Below are 19,161 nucleotides of genomic sequence, written 5' to 3'. Positions count from 1 at the left end.
GACGCGGGACTGACACTCCGCGGCCGATCACCCGTACCTTCTGCGGGGGACGCGGGCACTCCCGCGTACCTTCGTCCGTTGGGACAGGACGGAAGCAACCGTCCCGGCGGACGGACACGTCCTTCCCTCATGTCACGCACCACCTGCACCAGGAGGCACCCAGCGATGTCGGTCCCGCAGCTCAGCGCCGAGCAACGCGGCGAGCAGATCCTCGCCGTCTTCGACACCGCCTTCGGCGAGCTCCTGGCCGCCGACCCGGCCGCGTTCCGCGTGAAGTTCCGCAAGATGGCGGCCTCCGCCTTCGCGTTCTACCGGGGCACGGCCGCGCTCTTCTACCACGACCTGACCGCGGACATCGGGTTCGGGTCGAAGCGCGGCGGTCCGTACCTGGACGAGCGCACCTCACGGGTCTGGATCCACGGCGACCTGCACGCGGAGAACTTCGGCACCTACATGGACGCCCAGGGCCGCCTGATCTTCAACGTGAACGACTTCGACGAGGCGTACGTCGGCCCCTTCACCTGGGACCTCAAGCGTTTCGCCGCCTCCGTGGCCCTCGTCGGGTACGCGAAGGCGCTCAGCGACGACCAGATCACCGCGCTGGTCAAGGTGTACGCGGCGGCCTACCGCGAGCGCGTCCACGCCCTGGCCACCGGCGCCAAGAGCGACGAGGTGCCGCCCTTCACGCTGGACACCGCCGAGGGCCCGCTCCTGGACGCGCTGCGCGACGCCCGCTCGCTGACCCGCTTCGGGCTGCTCGACTCGATGACCGAGATCCGTGACTTCGAGCGCCGCTTCGCGCCCGGCGGCGGCTCCATCGAGCTCGACGCGGCCACCCGGTACAAGGTGCTGGCCGCCTTCGACGGCTACCTGGAGACGCTCCCGGAGTCCTCCCTGACCCGCCCCGACTCCTACCGCGTGAAGGACGTCGTGGGCCGCCGCGGCATCGGTATCGGCTCGGCCGGCCTGCCGTCGTACAACATCCTTCTGGAGGGCAACAGCGACGCCCTGGAGAACGATGTGGTGATCTACATCAAGCAGGCACAGACCCCGGCCGTCTCCCGGCACATCACGGACTCCTCGATCCGCGAGTACTTCCAGCACGAGGGCCACCGCACGGTGATCTCCCAGCGTGCCCTGCAGGCGCACGCCGACCCGTGGCTGGGCTGGACCGAGCTGGACGGCGCGGGCCAGCTCGTCGCCGAGGTCTCGCCGTACGCGGTGGACCTCAACTGGGGCGACATCGACGACACGGAGGAGATCGCCTCGGTCGTCGCGGACCTCGGCCGGGCCACGGCCACCATGCACGCGGCGGCGGACGACGAGAGCGGCCACTCGGAGCTGGTCCCGTTCTCCACCGAGCGGGCCATCGACGCGGCGATCGCCGCCGACGAGGACGGCTTCGCGGGCCTCCTGGTGGACTTCGCGCACAGCTACGGCGCACGCGCGCGCGGTGACCACCAGATCTTCGTCGACCTCTTCCGCAACGGCCGGATCCCGGGCCTGTAGGCACCCCGGGCGACGGACTCACAACGCTCCCGTAACGCATAGGAACCCTTTAGGGAGGCCTTACGGGAGCCCGTGGGACACTCGGCTCCGCTATGGACATATCCGGGACCCAGCTCAGAGCCGTGCGCGCGGCGCTGTTCACGGCTGTCGTCGTGACGCTCTCCGCCGCGTCGCACGTGCTGCTGTCCCAGGTCCCGCTGCCGCTGGGCACGGTCGCCACGATCGCCGCCGCCGTCTTCGTCATCGCGTACGCGCTGGCGGGCCGCGAGCGCGGCTTCGGGCGCATCGCGGCCCTGCTGATCCCGCTGGAGCTGGCCGCCGACACCGTGTTCACCACGGGCCAGCACGTCTGTTACGGCAGGGCGGGCGGCCCCGTGGCGGGCCCGCTGCGCTCGGTCGGCCTCGACGTACTGTGCGGCGGCAGCCTGGGCACTCCGCTGGCCCGTGTGACCGGCGGCGGCACCGACCGCGCCACGGCCCTGCTCGCCCACGCCGACCCGGCCGCCGCCTGGCTGCTGCTCGCCGCGCACGTCACCGTCGGACTGCTCGCGGCCGCCTGGCTGCGCCGCGGCGAGCGGGCCCTGCAGCAACTGCTGCGCGCGCTGGCCGCGGCCACCTTCCGGCCCCTGCTGATCGCGGTCGCCGCGGTGACCGTACGCCTCGCCCCGGTACGCCGGCTCCCGCGCCCCGCACGCCGGAGCGCGGGCGCCCGCACCCGTCTGTTCGTGCACTCCCTGGGACGGCGCGGACCGCCTCGCTCGGCCGCTTTCGCCTGAGCAACCGCTCGTTTCGCCTGAGCAACCGCTCCAGAACGACAGCCCCTGAGCACCAGCAGTCCCCCATACGTATCCCGCGTACGACGTGTGCGCGTCCCCCATGGAGATCATCAAGATGAGCAAGCGGAACAGCCTGGCGTCGAAGTCGGCGGCCCGAGAGAAGCTGCGCCTCGAACGCGAGCGCCAGGCCAAGCGCGACAAGATCAAGCGACAGGTCATCGTGGCCTGTTCCATCGTCGGCGTCCTCGCGATAGCCGGCGGCATCGGCTACGCGGTCGTGCAGAACAACAAGCCGGGCTACTGGGAGGCCGCCAAGGACGACAAGCTCGTCAAGCCGGCCAACACCACCGGCACCAACGGCACGACCGTCGTGATCGGCAAGAGCACCGCCAAGAAGACCCTGCAGATGTACGAGGACCCGCGCTGCCCGATCTGCGCCCAGTTCGAGCAGACCGTCGGCTCGACGGTGAAGAAGGACATCGACGACGGCAAGTTCAAGGTCCAGTACATCGGCGCCACATTCATCGACAGCGGCAGCCCCGGCGAGGGCTCCAAGAACGCGCTCAGCGCCATGGGCGCCGCGCTGAACGTCAGCGGCGAGGCCTTCCTCGAGTACAAGACCGCGCTGTACTCGACGAAGTACCACCCGGAGGAGACGGACGACAAGTTCAAGAGCGACGCCTACCTGATCGAGGTCGCGAACACCGTGTCCGCCCTCAAGAACAACGCGGCGTTCCAGAAGGCCGTGAAGGACGGCACCTACGACAAGTGGGCGCTCGACATGTCGGCGACCTTCGACAAGAGCGGTGTGCAGGGAACTCCGACGCTGAAGATGGACGGCAAGACCCTGACGGGCTCCGACGGCCAGAACGCGCCGATGACCGTCGCCGACTTCACGACGGCGATCGACAAGGCACTCGCGGCCTGAGCCGTCCGGCGGGCTCCCCGGCTCCCGGCGGCGGGAGACCGTAGCCGTCCAGCAGTCGAAGAGCGGGCGAACTTTGTCGGTTCGCCCGCTCTTGGCGTGTACTCGTCGGTAACCTGATCGCTCGTGACCAGCCGTCTCAGCTCATCCGACTCCTCGGGCGCCGCCAACTCCCGCGCCCCGCGCCGCCGTACGGTCGTCAAGGCCGCGGCCGCCACCGCCGTCCTCGCCGCTCCGCTCGCGGCCGTGCTTCCGGCCCGCGCCGCCGAGGCACCCGCCTTCCTGCACGGCGTCGCCTCCGGCGACCCGCTCCCGGACGGCATCCTGCTGTGGACCCGGGTGACGCCCACCTCCGCCGCGATACCCGGCTCCGGTCTCGGTCCGGACACCGAGGTCAGCTGGACCGTCGCCAAGGACAAGGCGTTCACCACGATCGTCGCCAAGGGCTCCCTCACCGCGACGGCCGCCTCCGACCACACCGTGAAGGCGGACATCCGCGGCCTGGAACCGGCCACCGACTACTGGTTCCGCTTCTCCTCGGGCGGCACCGACTCCCCCGTCGCCCGCACCCGCACCGCCCCGGCCGCCGACGCCGCCGTGCCGGGCCTGCGCTTCGGCGTGGCCACCTGCGCCAACTGGGAGGCGGGGTACTTCTCCCCGTACCGCCACCTGGCCGCGCGCGGCGACCTGGACGCCTGGCTGCACCTGGGCGACTACATCTACGAGTACAAGTCCGGCGAGTACGGGACGCGCGGCACGGTCGTCCGGCCGCACTCCCCCGCCAACGAGATCATCACCCTCGCCGACTACCGCACCCGGCACGGCCGTTACAAGACCGACCCGGACCTGCAGGCCCTGCACCACAAGGCGCCGGTCGTGGCGATCTGGGACGACCACGAGTTCGCCGACAACGCCTGGTCGGGCGGCGCGGTCAACCACACCGAGGGCGCCGAGGGCACCTGGACGGCACGCCAGGCCGCCGCCAGGCAGGCCTACTTCGAGTGGATGCCGGTCCGCCCGGCGATCGAGGGCACCACCTACCGCCGGCTGCGCTTCGGCAAGCTGGCCGACCTCTCGCTGCTGGACCTGCGGTCCTTCCGCTCCCAGCAGGCGTCCACGGGCAGCGGCACGGTCGACGACCCGGACCGTACGATCACGGGCCGGGCCCAGCTCGACTGGCTGAAGGCCGGGCTCAAGGCCTCGGACACCACCTGGCGGCTGGTCGGCAACTCGGTGATGATCGCGCCCTTCGCGATCGGTTCGCTCTCGGCCGACCTGCTGAAGCCGCTCGCCAAGCTGCTCGGCCTGCCCCAGGAGGGCATCGCCCTCAACACCGACCAGTGGGACGGCTACACGGACGACCGCCGCGAACTGCTGGCGCATCTGCGCTCCAACGCCATCCGCAACACCGTCTTCCTGACCGGCGACATCCACATGTCGTGGGCCAACGACGTGCCGGTGGACGCCGGTACGTACCCGCTGTCCGCGTCCGCCGCCACGGAGTTCGTCATCACCTCGGTGACCTCCGACAACCTCGACGACATCGTCAAGGTCCCCGAGGGCGTCGTGTCCGCGATCGCCTCGCCGATCATCCGCGCCGCGAACCGGCACGTCCACTGGGTCGACACCGACCGCCACGGCTACGGCGTCCTGGACATCACCGCGGACCGCGCGCAGATGGACTACTACGTGATCTCGGACCGCACGAACGCGAACGCCACGTCGTCCTGGGCCCGTTCGTACCGCACGCCCACCGGCACGCAGAAGGTGGAGCGGACGTACGACCCGGTATGACCCCGTAGCGGCCCCGCGGGGGCTCTACAGGCTGTCGAGGAAGCCGAGCGCCACCTTCCAGGTGGCCTCGGCCGCCTCCGCGTCGTGGTCGGGCAGGTCGGGGTCGGTGTAGAGGTGCCCGGCACCGGCATACCGGTAGATCTCCACATCGGCCCCCGCTCTGCGCATCTGCAGATACCAGGCGCTCAGCCAGTCGTCCGTCTCGAACGCGTCGGGCTCCGCGACATGCAGCTGGACCGGGAGCTCGTCCACCGACGCGCTCTCGGCGATGTCCGACGTGCCGTGCAGGAGCAGCAGTCCGCGGGCCTTCTCGTCGCCGAGCGCCAGGGTCTGCGCGACGGAGGCACCGAGCGAGAACCCCGCGTACACCAGACCGCGTTCGGAATAGGGAGCCGCGGCCAGGACGGCACGCTTGAGCAGCTCCTCCTTGGCGATCCCCTCGTTGAAGGCTATGCCCTCCTCCACGGTCTCGAAGGTGCGCCCCTCGAAGAGGTCCGGCGTCCACACCTCGTGGCCCGCGGCACGCAGGCGGTCCGCCGCGGCGCGCACCGCGGGCCGCAGCCCGTAGGTCGAGTGAAAGAGCATGATGTTCATGAGCCCCATGGTGCCAGCCGGGACCGACAACGCCGGTTCGAGGCCCCGGTGCCCGGGCGACATGTTCAGGGCACCCCCGGGCCGGTTACGGTCTCAGGCATGGAGAACGTACTGCGTCCCCTGATCGTCGTCGGTGGCTCGGTCGTGCTCACGCTGCTCATCGGGTGGGCCGTGGACCGGCTGCTGCGACAGGCCGACGCCCGGCGGGAGACCCCGCTGTGGGGTCTGCTGCGCCGCGCCCGGATCCCCTTCCAGCTCGTGCTGTTCGCAGCCCTGCTGCGTGGCTCGTACGACCAGGCGAAGCTGCTCGTGGAGCACCGGGTCGGCGTCGGCCGCACCCTGACCCTGATCCTCATCGGGTCCGCCGCGTGGCTGGTGATGCGCATCGCGACGGCGATCGTCGAGACCTCCTACACCCGCTACGCGGCCGCCCACCGCGACCCGGCACGGGTCCGCCGGGTACGCACGCAGGTGACGCTGATCCAGCGCGTGGTGTCCGCGATCGTCGCCGTGGTGGCCGTCGCCTCGATGCTGCTCACCTTCCCCGCGATGCGGGCGGCCGGCGCCTCACTGCTCGCCTCGGCCGGCATCCTCGGCATCGTCGCCGGTGTCGCCGCCCAGGCCACGCTCGCAAATCTCTTCGCCGGGCTGCAGATCGCCTTCGGCGACATGGTGCGCCTCGGTGACACGGTCGTGGTGGACGGCGAGTGGGGCACGGTCGAGGAGATCACCCTGACGTTCCTGACGGTACGGACGTGGGACGAGCGCCGGATCACCATGCCGGTGTCGTACTTCACGTCCAAACCCTTCGAGAACTGGTCCCGTGGCACCCCCCAGATGACCGGGATCGTCTTCTTCCACGTCGACCACTGCGCGCCGGTGGAGGCGATGCGCGAGCACCTCCGCGACATCCTGCGTGAGTGTCCGGCCTGGGACGGCCGCGACTACGGCCTCGCCGTCACCGACTCCACCCCCAACACCATGCAGGTACGCGCCCTGGTCACCGCGAAGGACGCGGACGACATCTGGACGGTACGGGTCACCGTGCGCGAGCAGATGATCCGCTGGCTGACCGACGAGCACCCCTACGCCCTCCCCCGCGTCAACACGGCCGAGGCGGTCCTGCCCCCGGGATGGCCTGCCGCGCAGACCCCCCGCCCGGACCGCGACGACGCCGACGGCGCGCTGGCCCACTCGCCGACCCCCCACGCCCCGGATCTCCCGAGGACGGGCCCGGGAAGGGCCTGAACCCGGCCACAGGGCACCGATGGACCAACACTGATTCCGCAAGCCCGCAGCCCACAGCCCACAGCCGCCAACGGCGAATCCGCCCCACAGGCGACCTTCACTTGTCAGCGGGGTGGAAACGGGCGGTGCGCGGGCGGGAGAACAAGCCCCTCCCAAGCCCAGTGCAACGTCACCGCAGGCTGCGGACGTCCAGGTGCCGCAACACCCGGTCCACGATCTCCGGGTCGGCCCCCGGCTCGCTCCGCGCCGACAACACCTCGTGCCGCGCCGCGCTCAGCATCTCCCCCTGGATCCGCCGAATCCGCTTGATCCGCCGGGCCCGCTGCTGATGTGCCTCGCGCCGCTCCTCGTCGCCCAGATCCGGACTGATCCGCGTCCCGATGTCGAAGGCCCGCCGCAGCAACTGCTCGGTCACCTCCTCCGACAGCTCCTCGACCTCCTCGATCTCCCTGAGCCTCCGCTTCGCGGCCTTGGCCGCCCGAACCGCCAACTCCTTCTCGAACGCCTTCTCGACATCCGTATCGGCCCGCACCCCGAGCCTCCGCACCAGCCACGGCAGGGTGAGCCCCTGCAGCACGAGCGTCGCCACGATCACCCCGAACGCGATGAAGACGATCTCGTCCCGGTCCGGAAACGGCGACCCGTCGTCCGTCTTCAGCGGAATCGCCAGTGCGAGGGCCACGGACGCGACCCCGCGCATCCCCGCCCACCACATCACCACGGTCTCCCGCCACGAGGTGGGGATCTCCTCGTCGTAGTCCCGCTTGGCGTGCAGGCGTTTCGTCAGCCACGTCGCCGGCATCAGATACGCCAGCCGTACGAGCACGACGACGGCGACGATCGCGGCGGCCCACCCGAGCATCTCCGCCCACCGCCCCGCCGCCGTCCTGAGCGCGTTGTGCAGTTCCAGCCCGATCAGCCCGAACGCCACCCCGGTGACGAGCGTGTCCACCACGTCCCAGAACGTGTATCCGGCGAGCCGTGTCATGACGTCGTCGGCATCGGTGGCGTACTCCGCGAGGAACAGCGCGGTGGTGAGCACGGCGAGCACCCCGGACCCGTGCAGTTCCTCGGCCAGCACATACGAGACGAACGGCACCAGCAGCGTCAGCCCGATCTGCAGCGTGGCGTCACCGAGCGCCGACATCAGCTTGTTCGCCGCCCACCCCAGCGCCAGCCCGACGGCGACCGCGACGACGGCGGACAGCACGAGGTCCAGCCCGGCCCGCCACGGTGAGAAGGTGCCGCTCACCGCGGCGGCGATCGCGACGTGGTAGAGCACGATGGCGGTCACGTCGTTGAAGAGCCCCTCGCCCTCCAGGATCGACACCAGTCGGCGCGGCAGCCCGAGCTGCCCCGCGACGGCGGTCGCCGCGACCGGGTCGGGCGGCGCCACGAGGGCGCCCAGCGCGACGGCGGCGGCGATCGGCAGCCCCGGCACGACGGCGGTGGCGACAGCGGCCACGGCCGCCGTGGTGACGAACACCAGCGCCACGGCCAGCAGGAAGATCGGCCGTTTGTTGGCGGTGAACTGTCTCCACGACGTGCGCCGCACCGAGGCGTACAGCAGCGGCGGCAGCAGCGCGGGCAGGATCAGGTCGGGCGGGATGTCCACGTTGGGCACGAAGTCCAGGACGGCCAGCACGATCCCGAGGAGCGTCATCAGCACCGGAGCGGGCAACCCGAACCGCTCCCCCACCGGCACGCTCACCAGGGCCCCGAGCAGCAGCACGAACAACAGGGCCAACTGATCCACGGTCAGCGCTCCGACGGGTCTCGACGATCAAGCGAGCAGACGTCCAGCGTGCCATCGAAGAGCGGGTGGAGGGTGAACGACCGCCACGGACGGAGCCCGCTAGAGCGAACGCCGCATCGCCAGGTGCGCAATCCCGGCGTCGGGGAACTCCTCGCCGTACGCCACATACCCGAGCCGCTCGTAGAACCCCAGCGCGTGCGTCTGCGCGTGCAGGTCCACCGCGGCGAGCCCACGCGCGCGTGCCGCGTCCTCGATGGCCCGTACGAGGGTCACGCCGACGCCGAGCCCGCGCGCCGCCTTCGTCACGGCGAGCCGCCCGAGCGAGCCGACCGTCAGGTCGCCGTCGGTCTTCGCGGCCGCCTCCGGTCCGTACAGGAGCCGCCCGGTGCCCAGCGGCACCCCGTCCTCGCGGATCGCCAGCACATGCAGGGCACCGGCGTCGTAGGCGTCGTACTCGATGTCCTCGGGGACGCCCTGTTCGCCGACGAAGACCTCCTTGCGCACCGTGAAGCACGCCTCGCGGTCGGCGACGTCCTCGGCCACCCGCACCGTGTAGGAGCCGCCCCGCACCACGTAGGAGCCGCCCCGCGCCCCGTCCGAGCCGCTCACGCGTAGCTCTCCTCACGCACCTTGTCGAGCGCCTGCTGCAGATCCTCGGGGTAGTCGCTCTCGAACTCCGCCCACTGCCCGTCCCCGGGGTGCTCGAAGCCGAGCCGTACCGCGTGCAGCCACTGCCGGGTGAGGCCGAGCCGCTTGGCGATCGTCGGGTCCGCGCCGTAGGTCAGGTCTCCCACACAGGGGTGCCGGTGGGCCGCCATGTGGACACGGATCTGATGGGTACGGCCGGTCTCCAGCTTGATGTCGAGCAGGCTGGCCGCGCGGAACGCCTCGATCAGGTCGTAGTGCGTGACGGACGGCTTGCCCTCGGCCGTCACCGCCCACTTGTAGTCGTGGTTCGGATGCCGGCCGATGGGCGCGTCGATGGTGCCGCTCATCGGGTCGGGGTGTCCCTGGACCAGCGCGTTGTACCGCTTGTCGACCGTGCGTTCCTTGAACTGCCGCTTCAGCGAGGTGTACGCGCGCTCCGACTTGGCCACGGCCATCAGCCCGGAGGTGCCGACGTCCAGCCGGTGCACGATGCCCTGGCGCTCGGCGGCGCCCGAGGTCGAGATCCGGTATCCGGCCGCCGCGAGCCCGCCGATCACCGTCGGGCCGGTCCAGCCGGGGCTCGGGTGGGCGGCCACCCCGACCGGCTTGAGGATCACGACGATGTCGTCGTCGTCGTGCACGATCTCCATGCCCTCGACGGGCTCGGCGACGATCTGCACGGGAGCGGGAGCCTGCGGCATCTCCACTTCCAGCCAGGCGCCGCCGTGCACCCGCTCCGACTTGCCGACCACCGAGCCGTCGACCGTGACCTTCCCCGCCGCGGCGAGCTCGGCGGCCTTCGTGCGGGAGAAGCCGAACATGCGGGAGATGGCGGCGTCGACACGCTCGCCCTCCAGGCCGTCGGGCACGGGCAGGTTACGGATCTCGGGAATGGTGCTCACCCGTCGAGTATGCCGGACGGGTCGGACAACGCCGGACCATCGCCCGAACATCAGTGCCCGTGGACCGGCCTTCGGCGGCTCCGGTACCCCCGTACGTCACCCCGTGCGAGCCATGCGACCTGCGCCGGCCGTTCAGTCCTTGTGGACGGTCCCGTCGGGGTCGAGTCCGCGGAAGGACAGCAGCACGATCAGGATGCCGCCGCAGACGATCGCCGAGTCGGCCAGGTTGAAGACCGCGAAGTGCTTGGGCGCGATGAAGTCGACGACCGCGCCCTCGAAGACGCCCGGCGAGCGGAAGATCCGGTCGGTCAGGTTGCCCAGCGCACCGCCCAGCAGCAGTCCGAGCGCGATCGCCCAGGGCAGGCTGTAGAGCTTGCGCGCGAGCCGCGCGATCACCACGATCACGGCCGCGGCGATCACCGTGAAGATGATCGTGAAGGCCTCGCCGAAGCCGAAGGCGGCGCCCGCGTTGCGGATCGCCTCGAACTTCAGCCAGTCCCCGACGATCTGGATCGGCGCGTGGTGCTCCAGCTTCGCGACCACGATCAGCTTGCTGACCAGGTCGAGTGCGTACGCCAGGGCGGCGACCGTGAACAGGACGGCGATCCTGCGCCTGCCCCTGGGCTCCTCGGCCGGGGCCCCGGTCCCTTCCACGCCGGACTGCTCCGGCTCGGCGCCCCCCGCTCCTGGGGTATCCGGCGTACCGATGATGCGCTCCGCCTCTGCCACGTGAGTGAGTCCCTCGACCTAGGTGCCTGACTGAGGACGAGGGTACGGCACACCCCCCGGCGCCCACGTGCCCAGGAGCCCTCCCACGCCGTTCAGTAGCGGCGTTCCTGCTTCTGCTTGCACTCGACGCACAGGGTGGCCCGCGGGAAGGCCTGCATCCGCGCCTTTCCGATGGGATTGCCGCAGTTCTCGCAGAGTCCGTACGTGCCTGCCTCCAGCCGTTCCAGCGCGCGCTCGGTCTGCTCCAGCATCTCGCGCGCGTTGGCGTTGAGCGCCATCTCGTGCTCGCGCGTGATGTTCTTGGTGCCGGTGTCCGCCTGGTCGTCGCCCGCGCCGTCGCCGGAGTCGCGCATCAGGCCTGCCAGGGCCTCCTCGGACGACGAGATCTCGGTGCTCAGCCGCAACGCCTCGGACTGCAGCTCCGCACGCGCTTCCGCGACCTCCTCCGGGGTCCAGGGGTCCTCCCCGGGGCGCACCGCGAGTTCACCGGGCTCCACCGCGGCGAGCCTCGCCTTGGGAACCGCGCCGGGGTTCTTCGCCGCCGTGGCCGTGCCAGGAGTCTTCTTCGCAACCACCGTCGTGGCTCCCGTCGTCTTCGCGGCCTGGGCCGCGCCTTCGGCCGCGGAAGCGACCGACTTCTTCCTCGTACTGGTGCTTTTCCTTGTCGTACCGGTGCTCTTCGTCGTATCGGTGCTCTTCTTGGCCGCGCTCTTCGCTCCGGTTCTCTTCGTAGTGCCGCCCTTCGCGGGCCCGGTCTTCGCCGGCCCTGTCTCGTCCGGTGGGCCCTTCGCCGAAGCGGCCTTCTTCCCGGTGACCTTGCCGACCGCCGCTCTCCCGGCGGTCGTCTTCCCGTCCGCCGACTTCCTGGCCGACGCCTTCTTGTCCTTGGTGATCCCCTCCGTAGCGGCCGATTCCTCGACGGCCCCCTTCGCGGACGCCGTTTTCCTCCTGGACTTCGTGGCCGCCTTCACCGGCTTGGCCGCCGGACCCGTGGATCTGCCGGACGCCGACTGCTGTACGGCGGTCTTTTTCGCCACCATGGCCGCGGCCCCTTCACATATTGTGATTTTGCGCGCAAATCGTGCTGGGACGATAAATCGACTTCTGGCCCGCGGCAACGGGGCACACCAACGTTTTGCACGCCCCTCGGGTCCCGCGCGAGGAACCTGCATGCGTTGTGCCCAGCTCCCCGCCGGGTAATCCGCCGGGTCCGGCGTCCCGGGATCCGGACCCCCGCGCCTCGCCAATCGGGTCACGTCGCAGGCCACGGCACCGCCCCGGCCGCCCCCGGCACCGCGCCACGGAAAACCGGTCGGCCGCCGTCCGCGCGGCCCCGTACACTGGGCGCAGCGAGAAGCGTGGATGGGGACGAGTAGCGGCGTACGCAGCCAGGAGCGACCCGGGGACGGTGGAAGCCCGGGGGCGAGCGCGACGCGAAGATCACCCCGGAGCCGCCGGAAGAAAGCCGCAGCGAGCGAGCAGCGGCCGTTAGACCCGGCATCGCGACCCCAATGAGGGGGCTCACTGGTGCACAGCAAGCACCGGAGGGCCAAGGAGGGTGGTACCGCGGGAGCGCGCCGCGCACGGCGTCCGCAGCGGCTACGAAGTAGCAGCGCAGGCTCTCGTCCCTCCGGACGGAAGGCAGAAAGTCCGCCGGAGGAAGCTCGCTGATGACAACGCCGACGTACCGCCAGGTGCCCGCCCAGGTCGACCTGCCCGCCCTTGAGCACGCCGTGCTCGACTTCTGGCGCGAGCAGAAGATCTTCGCCAAGAGCCTTGAGCAGTCCGAGGGCCGCCCTGAATGGGTGTTCTACGAGGGCCCGCCCACCGCCAACGGCATGCCGGGCGCCCACCACATCGAGGCACGCGTCTTCAAGGACGTCTTCCCACGCTTCCGCACCATGCGCGGCTACCACGTGGCCCGCAAGGCCGGCTGGGACTGCCACGGCCTCCCGGTCGAGCTCGCCGTGGAGAAGGAGCTCGGCTTCACCGGCAAGCAGGACATCGAGGCGTACGGCATCGCCGAGTTCAACGCCAAGTGCCGCGAGTCCGTGACCCGCCACACCGACGCCTTCACCGACCTGACGAACCGCATGGGTTACTGGGTCGACCTCGACGACGCGTACCGCACGATGGACCCCGAGTACGTGGAGTCCGTGTGGTGGTCGCTCAAGGAGATCTTCAACAAGGGCCTGCTGGTCCAGGACTACCGCGTGGCCCCATGGTGCCCGCGCGACGAGACGGGCCTGTCGGACCACGAGCTGGCGCAGGGCTACGAGACGGTCGTCGACCCGTCCGTGTACGTCCGTTTCCCGCTCACCTCCGGTCCGCTCGCGGGCCGGGCCGCGCTCCTGGTGTGGACGACGACCCCGTGGACGCTGGTCTCCAACACCGCGGTCGCCGCGCACCCCGAGGTCACCTACGTCGTCGCGACGAACGGCGAAGAGAAGTTCGTCGTCGCCGCGCCGCTCGTCGACAAGGCACTCGGCGAGGGCTGGGAGACCACCGGCGAGACCTTCACCGGCGCCGAGATGGAGCGCTGGACGTATCAACGTCCGTTCGAGCTCGTAGAGTTCCCCACGGACGTGGAAACCCACTACGTGGTCAACGCCGAGTACGTGACGACCGAGGACGGTACGGGTCTGGTCCACCAGTCCCCCGCCTTCGGCGAGGACGACCTCAAGGTCTGCCGGGCGTACGGACTGCCCGTGGTGAACCCCGTCCGACCGAACGGCACCTTCGAGGAGAGTGTCCCGCTCGTCGGCGGTGTCTTCTTCAAGAAGGCGGACGAAAAGCTCACCGAGGACCTCCACAACCGCGGACTGCTCTTCAAGCACATCCCGTACGAGCACAGCTACCCGCACTGCTGGCGCTGCCACACCGCGCTCCTCTACTACGCGCAGCCGTCCTGGTACATCCGCACCACGGCCATCAAGGACCGTCTCCTCCAGGAGAACGAGAAGACCAACTGGTTCCCGGACTCCGTGAAGCACGGCCGCTTCGGCGACTGGCTGAACAACAACGTCGACTGGGCGCTGTCCCGCAGCCGCTACTGGGGCACCCCGCTCCCCCTGTGGCGCTGCGAGGAGGGCCACCTCACCTGCGTCGGCTCCCGCGCCGAGCTCACCGAGCTGACGGGCACCGACCAGTCGAACCTGGACCCGCACCGCCCCTTCATCGACGAGGTCACCTTCGCGTGCCCGCAGGACGGCTGCGGACGGACGGCGACCCGCGTCCCGGAGGTCATCGACGCCTGGTACGACTCGGGTTCGATGCCGTTCGCGCAGTGGGGCTACCCGTACAAGAACAAGGAGCTCTTCGAGAGCCGCTACCCGGCGCAGTTCATCTCGGAGGCCATCGACCAGACCCGCGGCTGGTTCTACACGCTGATGGCCGTCGGCACGCTGGTCTTCGACAAGTCCTCGTACGAGAACGTGGTGTGCCTCGGCCACATCCTCGCCGAGGACGGCCGCAAGATGTCCAAGCACCTGGGCAACATCCTGCAGCCGATCCCGTTGATGGACCAGCACGGCGCGGACGCGGTGCGCTGGTTCATGGCGGCCGGCGGCTCTCCCTGGGCCGCCCGCCGCGTGGGCCACGGCACCATCCAGGAAGTCGTCCGCAAGACGCTCCTCACGTACTGGAACACGGTCGCCTTCCAGGCCCTGTACGCCCGCACCTCCGACTGGGCCCCCTCCGAGGCCGACCCGGCCCCGGCGGACCGCCCCGTCCTCGACCGCTGGCTGCTCTCCGAGCTGCACGCTCTCACCGACCAGGTGACGCAGGCACTGGAGGCGTACGACACCCAGCGTGCCGGAAAGCTGCTCTCCGCGTTCGTCGACGACCTGTCCAACTGGTACGTGCGCCGCTCGCGCCGCCGGTTCTGGCAGGGCGACAAGGCCGCGCTGCGCACCCTGCACGAGGTCGTGGAGACGGTCACCCGGCTGATGGCCCCGCTGACCCCGTTCATCACCGAGCGGGTCTGGCAGGACCTGGTGGTGCCGGTGTCCCAGGGCGCCCCCGAGTCCGTACACCTGTCGTCGTGGCCGGAGGCGGACCTGTCCGCCATCGACCCGGAGCTGTCCAAGCAGATGGTGCTCGTGCGCCGGCTCGTGGAGCTGGGCCGTGCCACGCGCGCGGAGTCGGGCGTCAAGACGCGCCAGCCGCTCTCCCGGGCGCTGGTCGCCGCGACCGGCTTCGACTCCCTCGACCGTGAGCTGCACGCACAGATCACGGAGGAGCTGAACGTCACCGCGCTCGCCTCGCTGTCCGAGGTCGGCGGCTCGCTGGTCGACACCACGGCCAAAGCGAACTTCCGGGCGCTGGGCAAGCGCTTCGGCAAGGGTGTCCAAGCGGTGGCGAAGGCGATCGCCGAGACGGACGCGGCGGCGCTGTCGCTGGCCCTGCGCGAGGGCACGGCATCGGTCGCGGTCGACGGCGAGACCGTCAGCCTCGCCGCGGACGAGGTGATCATCACGGAGACCCCGCGCGAGGGCTGGTCGGTGGCGTCCGACTCGGGTGCCACGGTCGCCCTCGACCTGGAGATCACCGAGGAGCTGCGGCAGGCGGGGCTCGCCCGTGACGCGATCCGGCTGATCCAGGAGGCCCGCAAGAACAGCGGTCTCGACGTGGCCGACCGGATCGCGCTGCGCTGGACGTCCACCGACCCGGCCGTCATCGCCGCCCTGGACGAGCACACCGAGCTGATCTCCGACGAGGTTCTCGCCACGGAGTTCGCCCAGGGCGAGGCGGACGACACCTACGGTGCCCCGTTCACCGACGAGGGCCTCTCCCTCACCTTCCGCCTCCGCAAGGCGTAGCACCGGCGCCGGCCTCAGGGGCGCGGGGAACTGCGCGATCCGCCCCCGCCCACCCGCACCCGAAGAACCCAGAAGGCCCGGTCCCACCAAAGATCTTGGTGGGACCGGGCCTTCGGCGTTGCGTGCCCCGCACACACGCCCAACGCACAACAAGACAAAAGGGCGGAGCCCCGGAAAGAATCCGGGGCTCCGCCCTGAACGCTGCCGACGCCTAAGGCGTACTGATCGCCGTCAGTTGTCGTCCTCGTCGATGAGGAACCCACGCATCGGCGAGGGAGCCTGCTGCATCGGCGACGGGCCCTGCGGCCGCACCGGAGCCATCGGCTGGGTCATCGCCGGCGACATCTGCTGCTGTCCACCGTAGGACGGCGCGGCCGGCGCCGGAGCACCACCCATGCCCTGTCCACCGCCGTACGACGGCGCACTCGCACCGGCCGGAGCCATCGAAGGCGCCGAGGGCGAAGGCAGGGAGGCCGCGGCCGGGGCACGCGGCGGAGCCAGCGAGTCGTCCGCCTGCGTCTCCAGCTGGCGCAGCTGCGACTCCAGGTAGGACTTCAGACGCGTGCGGTACTCGCGCTCGAAGCCACGCAGGTCCTCGACCTTGCGCTCCAGCGTGGCGCGGGCGGACTCCAGGGAGCCCATCGCGACGCGGTGCTTCTCCTGCGCGTCCCGCTCCAGCGCGTCAGCCTTGGCGCGGGCGTCGCGCTCAAGACCCTCGGCACGGCTGCGGGCCTCGCCGACGATCTTGTTCGCCTCGGAGCGGGCCTCGGCGATCGCCTGGTCGGCGGTCTGCTGGGCCAGCGAGAGCACGCGGGCGGCGCTGTCGCCACCGGGGCCCTGCTGCGGCATCTGCGGGCCGTGACCGCCCATGGGGCCGCCCATCGGGCCACCCATCTGCTGCATCTGCGGCGGCTGCATCTGCCCCATCTGCTGCTGCATCTGCTGGCCGGGACCCTGGCCCATCGGACCCTGGCCCATCTGGCCTTGCCCCATGGGGCCCTGGCCCATCGGACCCTGACCCATCGGACCCTGGCCCATGGGGCCCTGACCCATCGGACCCTGGCCCATCTGGCCCTGGCCCATCTGGCCCTGACCCATCTGGCCCTGGCCCATCTGGCCCTGACCCATGGGGCCCTGACCCATCGGACCCTGGCCCATGGGGCCCTGGCCCTGCTGACCGCCCTGCGCGCTGGGGCCTGCGGGCAGCTGCGGCGCACCGCTCGGCAGCTGGGGCGGGCCTCCCATGGGGCCACCCATCTGCTGCTGCGGCGGGCCCGATATGCCGGCGGGCACCGGGGCGCCGGGACCTCGCATGCCCTGCGGCGGGCCCTGCTGCTGGTCCTGCTGCTCGGGCGGCTTGCGCATGCCCTGCTGCTGGTTCTGCGCAGCCGCGCGCGTGGCCGCCGCCAGTTTGGCGCGCAGGTCCTCGTTCTCGCGGAGCAGTCGCGTCAGTTCGGCTTCGACCTCATCGAGGAAGGCATCGACCTCGTCCTCGTCATAGCCTTCTCGGAGGCGGACGGTCGTGAACTGCTTGTTCCGCACGTCCTCGGGGGTCAACGGCATCTCTTCACCTCAACGTAGTCGTCGGCATTCGGCAAGACCGTATCGTTCACAGCCGGCTCACGACGGAGATCAGGATGTAGACGATGATCATCAGTACGAAGAAGGACAGGTCTAGCGCCACGCCCCCGAGACGCAGCGGCGGAATGAACCGCCGCAGAAGCTTGAGCGGTGGATCGGTGACAGTGTAGGTGGCCTCAAGAACGACCACCATCGCCTTGCCGGGTTGCCATGAGCGGGCGAACTGGAAGACGTAGTCCATGACCAACCGGAAAATCAGCACGATGAGGAAACACATCAGCGCGATGTAGAGAACCTGCCCGACCACGCTCATGATCCCGTGCTTCCCTCTCCCCTGTTTCCGTACCTTGATTCCGGTCCTGCGTCTCAGCTCTGGTTGAAGAACCCGCCCTCTGCGATGCGGGCCTTGTCCTCCGCCGTGACATCGACGTTAGCAGGCGACAACAGGAACACCTTCTGCGTCACCCGCTCGATGCTGCCGTGGAGACCAAACACCAAACCAGCCGCAAAGTCGACAAGTCGCTTCGCATCTGTGTCATCCATCTCAGTCAGATTCATGATCACCGGGGTGCCCTCGCGGAAGTGTTCCCCGATGGTACGGGCTTCGTTGTAGGTCCGCGGGTGAAGTGTGGTGATCCGGTACGGCTCTCGTTCCGACACGACCTTGGGCATGATCACCGGTGCGTTCTTCTCCAGGCTTGCGCGTTCTTGTGTGATGGATGCCACGGGCGCGATACGCGCCGGACGCCCGGATTCCGCAGATAGCGAAGCGGAATGCGGCACCGGATCGCGCTGCGCAGGGGGCTGTACCACTCGTACCGATTCGTCCCTTTGAGACTGATGCGCCTGATGCGCCTGATGCACCTGGTGCGACTGATGGGGCGGCTCGTGCCGCCGACGGTCCCGCTCGGGTTCCGGATCGAGCTCGGGCTCGAACTCGTCATCGGGGTCGAATCCCCTGCCGTCGTACCCATCGTCCTCCACGAGGCCGAGGTAGACCGCCATCTTGCGCATCGCGCCGGCCATGCTCTGAGTCCTCCGCTCTGTGGTGGATCGGCTGACGAATTGCCAAGTGCCCGCGATCCACGAGGTCGTTATGCCCGCCAGTGGCGGTAATGACCATATTTTCTGCTGTGGTCCGACTTCTTGGCGACGTTACCCGAGCCTGGGTCGGACTCCGAGTACCGCCGTACCGACGCGCACATGTGTCGCTCCGGCCGCCACGGCCTGCTCGAGGTCCGCACTCATCCCTGCGGACACCATGTTCGCAGCCGGATGCGTGCGGCGCATAGCAGTCGACAAATCCATCAGCCGCTCGAACGCAGCTTGTTGGCGCCCGACGTACGCCCCGGCGAGCGGAGCGACGGTCATCAGCCCGTCGAGCCGGAGCCCCTCGGCCCCGGCGACCAGGTCGGCCAACTCCTCGACTCCGCCGACTCCCACGCCTCCCCGCTCACCGTGGCCGCCCTCCGCCGCGTCCAGCGCGACCTGGATGAGACACCCCACCTCGCGCTCCGCCCGCACCGCCTCCTTCGACAGGGCCGCGACAAGCCGGGAACGGTCGACCGACTGCACCACATCCGCATAACCGACCACAGAACGCACCTTGTTGGTCTGCAACTGACCGACAAAATGCCACAAGAGGGGTAGATCCGAGCAAGCCGCGGCCTTGGGTGCCGCGTCCTGATCCCGGTTCTCGGCGACATGGCGCACGCCGAGTTCCGACAGGATCCGCACATCACTCGCGGGGTAGGTCTTGGTGACCACGACCAGGGTCACCTCTTCACGTTTGCGCCCGGCGGCCACGCACGCCGCCGTGATGCGCTCTTCCACTTTCGCCAGATTTGCGGCGAGTTGAGCCTTACGGTCCGTCATGCCC

The 19,161-nt window shown here is 70.0% G+C and carries 16 protein-coding genes; 6 read left to right on the top strand and 10 right to left on the bottom strand.

The window, feature by feature from the left end:
• The first annotated feature begins 165 nt into the window (after window positions 1–165).
• The 4 genes from RV986_RS38275 (at window position 166) to RV986_RS38260 (ending at window position 5,004) form a co-directional block, all read left to right on the top strand.
• Window positions 166–1,509: a DUF2252 domain-containing protein gene (locus RV986_RS38275; protein WP_475921761.1), complete on the top strand. Its 1,344-nt coding sequence runs from the start codon at window positions 166–168 to the stop codon at window positions 1,507–1,509.
• Window positions 1,510–1,601: 92 nt separating this feature from the next.
• On the top strand, window positions 1,602–2,285 hold the full coding sequence (locus RV986_RS38270; protein ID WP_475921760.1) for a hypothetical protein: 684 nt from the start codon (window positions 1,602–1,604) through the stop codon (window positions 2,283–2,285).
• Between the two features lie 115 nt (window positions 2,286–2,400).
• Entirely contained in the window at window positions 2,401–3,213 is an 813-nt protein-coding gene (locus tag RV986_RS38265) for a thioredoxin domain-containing protein (RefSeq protein ID WP_475921759.1), read from the top strand.
• 123 nt (window positions 3,214–3,336) lie between these two features.
• Complete coding sequence (locus RV986_RS38260) at window positions 3,337–5,004, top strand: alkaline phosphatase D family protein (protein ID WP_475921758.1); 1,668 nt, start codon at window positions 3,337–3,339, stop codon at window positions 5,002–5,004.
• 24 nt (window positions 5,005–5,028) lie between these two features.
• Here RV986_RS38260 and RV986_RS38255 read toward each other — a convergent pair whose 3' ends face one another.
• Window positions 5,029–5,598 (bottom strand): dienelactone hydrolase family protein, encoded by a 570-nt coding sequence (locus RV986_RS38255; RefSeq protein ID WP_475921757.1) that lies wholly within the window; start codon window positions 5,596–5,598, stop codon window positions 5,029–5,031.
• Window positions 5,599–5,697: 99 nt separating this feature from the next.
• On the opposite strand from RV986_RS38255, the gene RV986_RS38250 reads away from it, so the two are divergent.
• Entirely contained in the window at window positions 5,698–6,846 is a 1,149-nt protein-coding gene (locus tag RV986_RS38250; RefSeq protein WP_475921756.1) for a mechanosensitive ion channel family protein, read from the top strand.
• 169 nt (window positions 6,847–7,015) lie between these two features.
• Here the strand turns inward: RV986_RS38250 and RV986_RS38245 are convergent, their stop codons facing one another.
• The 5 genes from RV986_RS38245 to RV986_RS38225 form a co-directional block, all read right to left on the bottom strand.
• Window positions 7,016–8,602, bottom strand: coding sequence for a Na+/H+ antiporter (locus RV986_RS38245; protein ID WP_475921755.1), 1,587 nt, complete (start codon window positions 8,600–8,602; stop codon window positions 7,016–7,018).
• 99 nt (window positions 8,603–8,701) lie between these two features.
• Window positions 8,702–9,211, bottom strand: a complete 510-nt coding sequence (locus RV986_RS38240; RefSeq protein WP_475921754.1) for a GNAT family N-acetyltransferase — start codon at window positions 9,209–9,211, stop codon at window positions 8,702–8,704.
• Window positions 9,208–10,152, bottom strand: a complete 945-nt coding sequence (locus tag RV986_RS38235) for an RluA family pseudouridine synthase (protein ID WP_475921753.1) — start codon at window positions 10,150–10,152, stop codon at window positions 9,208–9,210. The genes RV986_RS38240 and RV986_RS38235 overlap by 4 nt, the downstream gene beginning before the upstream one ends.
• 132 nt (window positions 10,153–10,284) lie before the next feature.
• Window positions 10,285–10,881, bottom strand: a complete 597-nt coding sequence (gene lspA / locus RV986_RS38230) for a signal peptidase II (protein WP_475921752.1) — start codon at window positions 10,879–10,881, stop codon at window positions 10,285–10,287.
• Window positions 10,882–10,973: 92 nt separating this feature from the next.
• Window positions 10,974–11,921: a TraR/DksA family transcriptional regulator gene (locus RV986_RS38225; RefSeq protein WP_475921751.1), complete on the bottom strand. Its 948-nt coding sequence runs from the start codon at window positions 11,919–11,921 to the stop codon at window positions 10,974–10,976.
• 630 nt (window positions 11,922–12,551) lie between these two features.
• Here RV986_RS38225 and ileS point away from each other — a divergent pair.
• Window positions 12,552–15,701 (top strand): isoleucine--tRNA ligase, encoded by a 3,150-nt coding sequence (gene ileS / locus RV986_RS38220; RefSeq protein ID WP_475921750.1) that lies wholly within the window; start codon window positions 12,552–12,554, stop codon window positions 15,699–15,701.
• A gap of 231 nt (window positions 15,702–15,932) precedes the next feature.
• Here ileS and RV986_RS38215 read toward each other — a convergent pair whose 3' ends face one another.
• The 4 genes from RV986_RS38215 to RV986_RS38200 form a co-directional block, all read right to left on the bottom strand.
• Window positions 15,933–17,264 (bottom strand): DivIVA domain-containing protein, encoded by a 1,332-nt coding sequence (locus RV986_RS38215; RefSeq protein ID WP_475921749.1) that lies wholly within the window; start codon window positions 17,262–17,264, stop codon window positions 15,933–15,935.
• Between the two features lie 46 nt (window positions 17,265–17,310).
• Complete coding sequence (locus tag RV986_RS38210; RefSeq protein WP_028803186.1) at window positions 17,311–17,595, bottom strand: YggT family protein; 285 nt, start codon at window positions 17,593–17,595, stop codon at window positions 17,311–17,313.
• Window positions 17,596–17,648: 53 nt separating this feature from the next.
• On the bottom strand, window positions 17,649–18,308 hold the full coding sequence (locus RV986_RS38205; protein ID WP_475921748.1) for a cell division protein SepF: 660 nt from the start codon (window positions 18,306–18,308) through the stop codon (window positions 17,649–17,651).
• A 129-nt stretch (window positions 18,309–18,437) separates the two neighbouring features.
• Entirely contained in the window at window positions 18,438–19,157 is a 720-nt protein-coding gene (locus tag RV986_RS38200; RefSeq protein ID WP_475921747.1) for a YggS family pyridoxal phosphate-dependent enzyme, read from the bottom strand.
• Window positions 19,158–19,161: the final 4 nt, after the last annotated feature.

Source organism: Streptomyces sp. RLA012 (assembly GCF_056270325.1).
Note: the sequence above shows the minus strand (reverse complement) of the source record. Positions and strands in the feature narration are given on the sequence as shown.

Excerpts from the sequence above, each read along its gene's own strand:
- RV986_RS38275 (WP_475921761.1), top strand. The coding sequence starts at position 166 with ATGTCGGTCCCGCAGCTCAGCGCCGAGCAACGCGGCGAGCAGATCCTC.
- RV986_RS38270 (WP_475921760.1), top strand. The coding sequence starts at position 1,602 with ATGGACATATCCGGGACCCAGCTCAGAGCCGTGCGCGCGGCGCTGTTC.
- RV986_RS38265 (WP_475921759.1), top strand. The coding sequence starts at position 2,401 with ATGAGCAAGCGGAACAGCCTGGCGTCGAAGTCGGCGGCCCGAGAGAAG.
- RV986_RS38255 (WP_475921757.1), bottom strand. The coding sequence starts at position 5,598 with ATGAACATCATGCTCTTTCACTCGACCTACGGGCTGCGGCCCGCGGTG.
- RV986_RS38250 (WP_475921756.1), top strand. The coding sequence starts at position 5,698 with ATGGAGAACGTACTGCGTCCCCTGATCGTCGTCGGTGGCTCGGTCGTG.
- RV986_RS38225 (WP_475921751.1), bottom strand. The coding sequence starts at position 11,921 with ATGGTGGCGAAAAAGACCGCCGTACAGCAGTCGGCGTCCGGCAGATCC.
- ileS (WP_475921750.1), top strand. The coding sequence starts at position 12,552 with ATGACAACGCCGACGTACCGCCAGGTGCCCGCCCAGGTCGACCTGCCC.
- RV986_RS38215 (WP_475921749.1), bottom strand. The coding sequence starts at position 17,264 with ATGCCGTTGACCCCCGAGGACGTGCGGAACAAGCAGTTCACGACCGTC.
- RV986_RS38210 (WP_028803186.1), bottom strand. The coding sequence starts at position 17,595 with ATGAGCGTGGTCGGGCAGGTTCTCTACATCGCGCTGATGTGTTTCCTC.
- RV986_RS38205 (WP_475921748.1), bottom strand. The coding sequence starts at position 18,308 with ATGGCCGGCGCGATGCGCAAGATGGCGGTCTACCTCGGCCTCGTGGAG.
- RV986_RS38200 (WP_475921747.1), bottom strand. The coding sequence starts at position 19,157 with ATGACGGACCGTAAGGCTCAACTCGCCGCAAATCTGGCGAAAGTGGAA.